This is a genomic window from Burkholderia sp. Ac-20392 (assembly GCF_017104585.1).
Lineage (GTDB): Bacteria > Pseudomonadota > Gammaproteobacteria > Burkholderiales > Burkholderiaceae > Burkholderia > Burkholderia lata.
The window spans coordinates 1-8,093 of record NZ_JAAGPB010000398.1 but is presented as its reverse complement, the minus strand read 5'-3'; the positions used below and the strand labels follow the sequence as shown (position 1 = coordinate 8,093).

Annotated in this window: 9 protein-coding genes and 2 pseudogenes; 7 read left to right on the top strand and 4 right to left on the bottom strand. The window is 66.2% G+C overall.

Annotated features, from left to right (window positions below):
- The 4 genes and pseudogenes from G3N99_RS30075 to G3N99_RS30060 all read left to right on the top strand — a co-directional run.
- Positions 1-346, top strand: a pseudogene (locus tag G3N99_RS30075) (LOG family protein); the annotation flags it as partial.
- A 122-nt stretch (positions 347-468) separates the two neighbouring features.
- A complete protein-coding gene (locus G3N99_RS30070; RefSeq protein WP_174942183.1) occupies positions 469-663 on the top strand; it encodes a YqaE/Pmp3 family membrane protein in 195 nt (64 codons plus the stop codon).
- Between the two features lie 122 nt (positions 664-785).
- The gene (locus tag G3N99_RS30065) at positions 786-2,102 is read left to right on the top strand and encodes a HipA domain-containing protein (RefSeq protein WP_206124190.1); all 1,317 of its coding nucleotides are present in this window, start codon (positions 786-788) and stop codon (positions 2,100-2,102) included.
- Positions 2,103-2,116: 14 nt separating this feature from the next.
- Positions 2,117-2,401 carry a helix-turn-helix domain-containing protein gene (locus tag G3N99_RS30060; protein WP_174941966.1) on the top strand — a complete coding sequence of 95 codons (285 nt, stop codon included), beginning with the start codon at positions 2,117-2,119 and terminating at the stop codon, positions 2,399-2,401.
- A gap of 64 nt (positions 2,402-2,465) precedes the next feature.
- On the opposite strand, the gene G3N99_RS30055 is transcribed toward G3N99_RS30060, so the two are convergent.
- Entirely contained in the window at positions 2,466-3,371 is a 906-nt protein-coding gene (locus G3N99_RS30055; RefSeq protein ID WP_241011919.1) for a LysR substrate-binding domain-containing protein, read from the bottom strand.
- Between the two features lie 100 nt (positions 3,372-3,471).
- Here G3N99_RS30055 and G3N99_RS30050 point away from each other — a divergent pair, with 100 nt between their 5' ends.
- On the top strand, positions 3,472-4,167 hold the full coding sequence (locus G3N99_RS30050) for a hypothetical protein (protein WP_206124188.1): 696 nt from the start codon (positions 3,472-3,474) through the stop codon (positions 4,165-4,167).
- A 194-nt stretch (positions 4,168-4,361) separates the two neighbouring features.
- On the opposite strand, the gene G3N99_RS30045 is transcribed toward G3N99_RS30050, so the two are convergent.
- Genes G3N99_RS30045 through G3N99_RS30035 form a run of 3 tightly spaced genes read right to left on the bottom strand, consistent with a single transcriptional unit; the run spans position 4,362 to position 6,962 of the window.
- Positions 4,362-4,541, bottom strand: coding sequence for a hypothetical protein (locus tag G3N99_RS30045; RefSeq protein ID WP_011353787.1), 180 nt, complete (start codon positions 4,539-4,541; stop codon positions 4,362-4,364).
- Entirely contained in the window at positions 4,513-5,520 is a 1,008-nt protein-coding gene (gene cydB / locus G3N99_RS30040) for a cytochrome d ubiquinol oxidase subunit II (protein ID WP_011353788.1), read from the bottom strand. Before cydB ends, G3N99_RS30045 begins: the two co-directional genes overlap by 29 nt.
- 29 nt (positions 5,521-5,549) lie before the next feature.
- A complete protein-coding gene (locus G3N99_RS30035) occupies positions 5,550-6,962 on the bottom strand; it encodes a cytochrome ubiquinol oxidase subunit I (RefSeq protein WP_011353789.1) in 1,413 nt (470 codons plus the stop codon).
- A gap of 502 nt (positions 6,963-7,464) precedes the next feature.
- Between G3N99_RS30035 and G3N99_RS30030 the strand changes: the two genes are divergently transcribed.
- On the top strand, positions 7,465-7,791 hold the full coding sequence (locus G3N99_RS30030) for a hypothetical protein (protein ID WP_011353790.1): 327 nt from the start codon (positions 7,465-7,467) through the stop codon (positions 7,789-7,791).
- Between the two features lie 13 nt (positions 7,792-7,804).
- Positions 7,805-8,093 (top strand): annotated as a pseudogene (locus G3N99_RS30025) (hypothetical protein); the annotation flags it as partial.

Here is an 8,093-nt window from a genome sequence, read left to right as displayed (position 1 = left end):
CAAGCAGGGCGTGATGGAGGCGGCCGCGCGCGGCGCGCAGGCGGCCGGCGGGTGCGCGATCGGGCTGCTGCCGGAAGACGATGCGACGCTCGCGAATCCGTATCTGAGCGTCGCACTGCCGACCGGGCTCGGCATCACGCGCAACGCATTGGTCGCGCGTGCGTCGCTGTGCCTGATCGCGGTGGGCGGCGGGCTCGGCACGCTGTCCGAGATCGCACTCGGGTTGCAGTGGGGCAAGCCGGTGTTCGCGATTTGCGACGCGCCGCGCGTGGCGGGCGCCGAATGCTTCGACGAAGCGGATCCGCTCGTGGCGCGGGTCGCGCGGTGGCTGGCCGATTCGGCTTAGGCCGATGGCATGAGGTTGCGGCTTCCCGCCCGGTGATCGGCTGTTGCGGACTTGAAATGGCGCGGGCAACTCGCCATATTGGCGATGCACGAATGTTCAGTGACGTCTCGAGAGGATTCCAGATGCGCCTTCTGCTTGCCCTGCTGCTGCCGTGGTTCCAGTTCTTCACGATCGGCCGCCCGATTGCCGGAATCATCTGCCTGATCCTGCAAATCACGATCATCGGCTGGATACCGGCCGCGATCTGGTCGGTGTATGCGCTGAGCCAGTACAAGACCGATCGGAAGATCGAGGCGGCGCTGCGGGGGCAAAAGTAAATCCGGGGGCGATTTCCCGCAGGTTCAGCTTCGTTAGCCCAACGGCAAAAGTTTCTATTTCGGTGGAAATATATATACTTTATCTGCGCCACTCCGGATAATTTATGTAGATTTCTGCCTAAATGAACGACTCCTGTACGATTCAACTCCACGCCGACGGTGCCTGGCACGACATTGGTGTTGTCACCTTGTTCGGCACGCCCGACGAAGGCTGGCGAGCGCGTGCTTATACGGGTTACGACGTCGAGTGGGCCGTTCGGCATCAGCTCGCCCGCGATGCGCACGCCATGTCATGTCGATTTCCGGTTGGTCTTGAGCCACTGGAGACGCCGCATTGGCCTGTATTCCTGATCGACCTGTTGCCGCAAGGGTTCGGCCGCGCGGAGTTGTTGCGCCGTCTCGGTTTACCGGAAACCGCCGAGGAACGCGCCGACTGGCCATTGCTGCTGGCAGGCGCTGCCAATTCGATCGGAAATCTGCGAATCAAGGAGGCCGTGCATTGGCTGGCCGAACGTCAGGGGCCGCAGCAGGGTTTTACCGACGAGGAGGTTGTCGCGCGAGGCGACGCGTTCAGCGAATATCTCGCCACACATGGCTTCTTCGTTGCGGGCTCCTCGGGTGTACAGGGCGAGTGGCCGAAGCTGCTGCTGACCCGTGCTGACGACGGCTTGCTCTATCTGGACCATACGCTGCCGGACGAACGCGCGCGTGAGCACTACATCGTCAAGTTCGGGCGCGGCGCGAACGCGCACCTTGCGCAGATTCTGCGCCACGAGGCGCCCTACATGGCATTGGCACAGCGTCTCGGTTTGCGGGTGCATGCGCCACTGGCGCTACATGATCGCTTGCTGTTCATTCGGCGTTTTGATCGGGCGCATATCGACGGTCGTGTCGTCCGGTTTGCCCAGGAAAGCATCGCTTCGTTGACGGACAAGGCCGGCTTCGGTGTCGTGCCGAGCCACGACGAGGTGTGCTGGCATCTCGCGCGTCAATGCACCGACCCGCAGGCCGAGGTGGCGGAATACCTGTGCCGCGATGTCGCGAATCTCGCGTTGGGCAACAAGGACAATCATGCGAGAAACACCGCGTTGCAACGTGACTTCGATGGACGCGTCGCCCTGACGCCGCTTTACGACTTCGCGCCGATGTATCTGCATCCGGATGGCATTGCGCGGCGTATCCGCTGGGAAGGCAATGACGGGGGGCAGCCGGATTGGGCGCGGGTGCTGGATACCATCGTTCGAATTGGTGAGCCGCAGGCTGAGGAAGCGCATGTCGCGTTGGATCGCGATGCGTTGCGGGCACGGCTACGTGCGATGTCGCCGGGTTTGCAGGAGATCGCCGATCATGGTGCCGATCTCGGGCTGGAGCACGACGTGCATGCCTTTCTGAAGCCGGGACTCGAGCGGTTGGCTCGTGAGCTGGATGCGTTGCGCTAGGCACGGGTGACGCAATGGACAAACGCTATAACGCGCTGCCGCTTCCCGAACAGCTTTCGCTCCGACGACAAGCGATCGAAGACGTGCTCGCGCATCCCGAGTGGCCGTTGCGCGAATCGGTACGTCATCTGAAGAAGACGATGCGGCTGACGAGCGCGGAAATGGCCAAGCTCGCCGGTGTGTCGACGAAGACGATTCAGGATATCGAACAAGGTCGCAGCGACGGGACGGTGCAGACGATGAACCGCATCTTCGGCATGCTGGGATTGAAGCTCGGTGTGGTGCGGCAGAACACCTAGCCGGACGTGGCTGCGCAGCCGCCTCGGGCTGCTTCATCAGTTCCTGCTTTCTACTCCTCGCCGGTTATCCCGGCGGCGCCCCCTCCAGCGCCTCCGCCCGCGCGAACAGCCAGTCGACGAACGTGCGCAGCGACGGATCGTCGTCGTCGCGATACAGGCAATGAAACGGCGGCCCTTCCAGGTGGACTTCCGGAAACAGTGCGACGAGCCGCCCGTGCTCGATGTCGTCGCGCACCACCGCGCGTGGCGCGAGGCACACGCCGAGCCCGCTCGCGGCAGCCTTGGTCATCAGGAAGAACTCGCGGTAGAACGGCCCGCGCAGCGTCTCGGTGACGGCCGAGCCCGCCTGGTGGAACCAGTATTGCCACGCCTGCGGCAAGCCTGCGTAATGCAGCAGCGGCGCGTTGCGCAAGTCGGCCGGCGTACGCGCCTGGTCGAGCACCGGGTGGCCGGGCGCGCACACCGGCACCGCGACGGTCGCAAGCAGCGGCCGCGACACGAACCCCTTGCGGCGCAGCTCCGGCGTATAGCGGCGGACCACGATGTCGCAGGTTTCGTCGAACTGGTCGCGCTCGTTGTCGGGCGTCGTGACGAGTTGCACGTCGATCTCCGGACGTTCTGCCTGGAACGCGGCCAGTTGCGTGAGCAACCATCCGTGCGCGAATGACACCGACGCATTGATCCGCACCGGATGGCCGCCGACGGGTTCGAACATCTGCCCGGTCGCCTGCGCGAGCCGGCCGAGGCAGCTCGCGACGTCGACGAGGTAATGCCGCGCGCGCGGCGTGAGCCGCAACGAACGTCCGTCGCGCTCGAACAGCTTCTGCCCGAAGAACGATTCGAGCACGCGGATCTGCTGCGCGACCGCGCTCTGGGTCACGTTCAGCTCGTCGGCGGCGAGGGTGAGGCTCTGCAGGCGGCCGGCAGCTTCGAAGCTGCGCAGCGCGTTCAGGGGCGGCAATCGGCGCATCGTGAGATCGCGAAGAAAAGCTACACAGTGGGTCAAAAAATGTCGTTTGTGGCGGTCGGGGCGCCTCCCTATCATGGCGCCGACAGGAGAACACGCCCCGATGACGATCATATCGCCACCCGACACCCGGACGACCGGAATTCGCCACCGTCTTCGCCTCCGGCGCGCGGTGCGGCGTGCGACGCACCGCCCGGCCATAGTGCCGCCCGTGCGCGGCCGCGGCGCGCTGGCGCTTGCCTGTGCGGGACTGTTCGCGGCGCTGACCGGATGTGCGACGAAACCGGACAACGAGCGGCAGATCGGCAACGGCGGATCGCTGGTGCGCTACAGCTCGAGCCAGACCGAAGTCGACCTGACCGATACCGAGCAGCAGACGCTGCGCATGCTCAGCGACCGCCGCTATGCGGATGCGACGCAGGCGCGCACGCTCGACGCGGTGGCCGGCGTGCTGCGCGCGCAGGGTTATGCGCCGGTGACGGTCGATCGCGATTCGGGGCTGGTGGAAGCGGGGCGCAGCGACACGCTGATCCCGAAGTGGCGTCAGCTGTTGCGTGGCGCGCTGAAGGCCCGCATCGGGATGTTGCCGACGAAGCCCGACCATGAACGCGTGGCCGCGATCGTGACGGTTCGGGCGGGGCGGGACGCGCACGGGGCGATCGTGCGTGCACGATTCGATCGTACGGTGTGGGACAGCGCCGGCGATTCGCGTACCAAGACCGTCATGGAGCCCGAGTACTACCAGGCGTTCTTCACGGAAGTGGACAAGGCGATGTGCACGACGAAGTGCGAGCGGTGAGCGGCGCGCACGTGCCGGTGCCGGGGGCGCAAAGGAGCAACAGGGAACGGCGGGCGCGCTGTCGCCGGTCGGAGAATGGGCGCGAATGCCGGCGCGGCGCCTGGCGTCCGGCGCCCGGTGCGTCCAGCCGACGCTGGAGCCGTCGACGAGAAAACGGCTGCCTGGATCGTCGCTCGACCCGGCAGCCGCTTCGCCTACTTCACCGCAAACAGCGTCAGGTTCATGAAGATCTTGAACGCGTAGCCGAGCGTGACGGCCCCGATCACGCCGCCCGCCCACAGGACGACGAACCACATCCAGCCGCGCATCCGCGACCGTGGCGCCGTAGCGGGGCGCTCGGCGGAATCAGTGGTGGTAGTAATGCTGGTCTTCATGGCGCACCTTGCCTCGGAATACCCAGTAACCCATCGTCGTGTAGGCGATGATGATCGGGAGGATAACCGCTGCGCCGACCAGCGTGAAGGTCTGGCTGGAACGCGGCGCCGCGGCTTCCCAGATCGTCATCGTCTGAGGAATCGCATACGGGAACAGCGTGACGAGCAGGCCGACGTAGCCGAGCAGCACGAGCGCCAGCGCGAGCACGAACGGGGTCATGTCATGCCGGGCGCGCACCGCGCGGCGCATCCACACCGCGCAACCGGCGACCAGGAACGGCACCGGCAGCAGGCGCCAGAACAGCCCCGAATCGAACCAGCGCTGCGCGATGGCCGGATCCTGCAGCGGCGTCCACAGGCTGATGACCGCGATGAAGCCGAGCAGCACGACCGTCAGCGGCCACACGACGCGATGCAGGCGGCGCTGCAGGTCGCCTTCCGTCTTCGCGACGAGCCAGCAGCAGCCGAGCAGCGCATAGGTCACGATCAGGCCGAGGCCGGTCAGCAGGCTGAACGGCGTGAGCCAGTCGAACGCGTCGCCCGCGAACACGCCATCCTTCACGTTGATGCCTTGCAGGAACGCGCCGAGCGCGATGCCCTGGAACAGCGTCGCGCCGGCCGAGCCGCCGATGAACGCGAGATCCCACAGCTGCTTCGTGCGCCGCGCCTTCGCGCGGATCTCGAACGACACGCCGCGGAAGATCAGGCACACCAGCATGAAGATCAGCGGCAGGTACAGCGCGGACAGCACGGTCGAATAGACGATCGGGAACACCGCGAACAGCCCGGCGCCGCCGAGCACGAGCCACGTCTCGTTGCCGTCCCACACGGGGGCGACCGTGTTCATCATCAGGTCGCGTTCCTTCTCGTCCGGGAAGAACGGGAAGACGATGCCGATGCCGAGGTCGAAGCCGTCGAGCACGACGTACATGAAGAGCCCCAATGCGATGATCGCGGCCCAGATTACGGTGACGTCCATAGGTTTTCTCGTATGCGGAAAGGGTGGGCTCAGACGGTCTCGAGCGGCTCGTCGACGGCCGACATCGGGCGGCGCGCGGTGTGATCGGGGCGCGTGTCGGGCGTATCGTCGTGCTTCACGTCGGGCAGCGCGGGGCCGGCCTTCATCAGCTTCAGCATGTAGTACACGCCGGTGCCGAACACGAGGAAGTACACGATCACGAACGTCATCATCGACAGGCTGACCTGCTGCACCGACAGCGGCGACACGGCCTGCGCGGTGCGCATCACGCCATACACGACCCACGGCTGGCGGCCCGCTTCGGTCGTCACCCAGCCCGCGAGCAGCGATACGAAGCCGGTCGGGCCCATCACGAGCGCGAAGCGCTGGAACCACTTCGATTCATACAGACGGCCGCGGCGGCGCAGGAGCCACGCGAGCGCGGCGAGGCCGATCATCGCGAAACCGAGGCCGACCATGATCCGGAAGCTCCAGAACACGACGGTCGAATTCGGGCGGTCTTCCGGCGGGAATTCCTTCAGGCCGCGGATCTCGCCGTCCCAGCTGTGCGTGAGGATCAGGCTGCCGAGGTGCGGCACCTTCACCGCGTAGCGGGTCGTTTCCGCCTTCATGTCCGGAATGCCGAACAGGTTCAGCGGCGTGCCGCCCTTCTCGGTTTCCCACAGTCCTTCGATCGCGGCGATCTTCGCCGGCTGGTGCTTCAGCGTGTTGATGCCGTGCTGGTCGCCGATCACGGCCTGCAGCGGCGCGAGCACGAGCAGCAGCCACAGCGCCATCGAGAACATCTTCTTCACGCTCTTGTCGCGGCGGCCCTTCAGCAGGTGCCACGCGCCCGTTGCGGCCACGACCAGCGCGGCGACGATGAACGCGGCGATCGCCATGTGGAACAGGCGGTACGGGAACGACGGGTTGAAGATGATCGCGAACCAGTCGGTCGGCACGACGCGGCCGTCGACGATCTCGAAGCCCTGCGGCGTCTGCATCCAGCTGTTCGACGCGAGGATCCAGAACGTCGAGATCAGCGTGCCGATCGCGACCATCAGCGTCGCGCCGAAGTGCGCGCGCGGGCTCACGCGGTTCCAGCCGAACAGCATGATGCCGAGGAAGCCGGCCTCGAGGAAGAACGCGGTCATGACCTCGTACATCAGCAGCGGCCCGGTGACGGCGCCGGCGAAGCTCGAGAAGCCCGACCAGTTCGTGCCGAACTGGTAGCTCATCACGACGCCGGAGACGACGCCCATCCCGAACGCGACCGCGAAGATCTTCGACCAGAACAGGCAGAGGGTTTTGTAGTACTGCTTGCCGGTTTTCAGCCAGCGATATTCGAGCACGGCGATGAAGCTGGCGAGGCCGATGCTCAGCGCCGGAAAGACGATGTGAAAGGAGACGGTGAACGCGAATTGCAGGCGGGCCAGATCGAGGGCCGAAAGAGCGGTGTCCATACCAGTTGACCGAGGCTGACGATACCCGCCGGCGGGTGCCGGCGGACCCCGGCGGACGGGCGTCGGGGTTGGCTGGAGTATGTGCCGCGATGTTGCACCGCGAAATGCGCCAACTCGTCGCAGATGTCCAGCCCGTCGCGCGCGATTCCGGGGTAAATCGTTGATTCGTATCAAGAAGGCTGCGTGCGGCGCGCGCGGCCGCGGCGTGGCGGTCTGACGCACGTGCGTCAATATGGCGCGTCGCGTCATCGGAACGGTTCGACGCGGGCGCAAACCCTGGGTGGCTGCGCGCAACCTGGCGCCGGCGCGCGGCCGAACCGTTGCGGTGCGTTATCGCGTAACGCAAGCGGTCGTGCCGGCGGGCCGCGGCCGATGGGGTCTGTCACATTGGTAACGCCGCGCAACATTGGCGCGTGCGCCCGTAATGGATGACGGATCGTGCGCGGCGTAGCGTTCCGTATGTCGGGTTCGCATCGACGAACCGCCAGCCGGAGAACGTGACGTGAATGGATTGAAGCTCGCACTGGGCGCGGTGGCCGCAGTGGCGATCGCGACGGGCGGTGTGGCGCATGCCGCCCGGGTCGGGGTCTATATCGGCCCCGGCTACCCGTATTACTACCCCGTCGTCCCTGCGCCTTACTACTACCCGCCGCCCGTCGTCGCGGTGCCCGTCGATCCGGGGCCGCCGCCGGAGTATGTCGAGAAGGGGCAGCCGCAGGACGAGGGCGACGCGAACGTCTGGTACTACTGCGACGCGTCGAAGCATTACTACCCGTATGTGAAGACCTGCAAGTCGGGCTGGCGATCGGTGCCGGCGCGGCCGCAGTGACGGAGGCGCGACGATGAAATCCGTGTTTCGATCTCTGCGCGTGCCGGCCGCGCTGGCGCTGGCCGGCCTGCTCGGCGCGTGCGCGTACATGCCGACCGGGCCGAGCGTGATGGCGCTGCCCGGCACCGGCAAGTCGTTCGACCAGTTCCGCGCCGACGATGCGAACTGCCGTCAATACGCGTTCCAGCAATCGGGCGGCGTGAGTGCGGGCCAGGCGTCGACCGCGAGCGCGGTCGGCAGCGCGGCCGTCGGCACCGCGCTGGGTGCGGCGGCCGGCGCGGCGTTCAACGGCGGCACGGGTA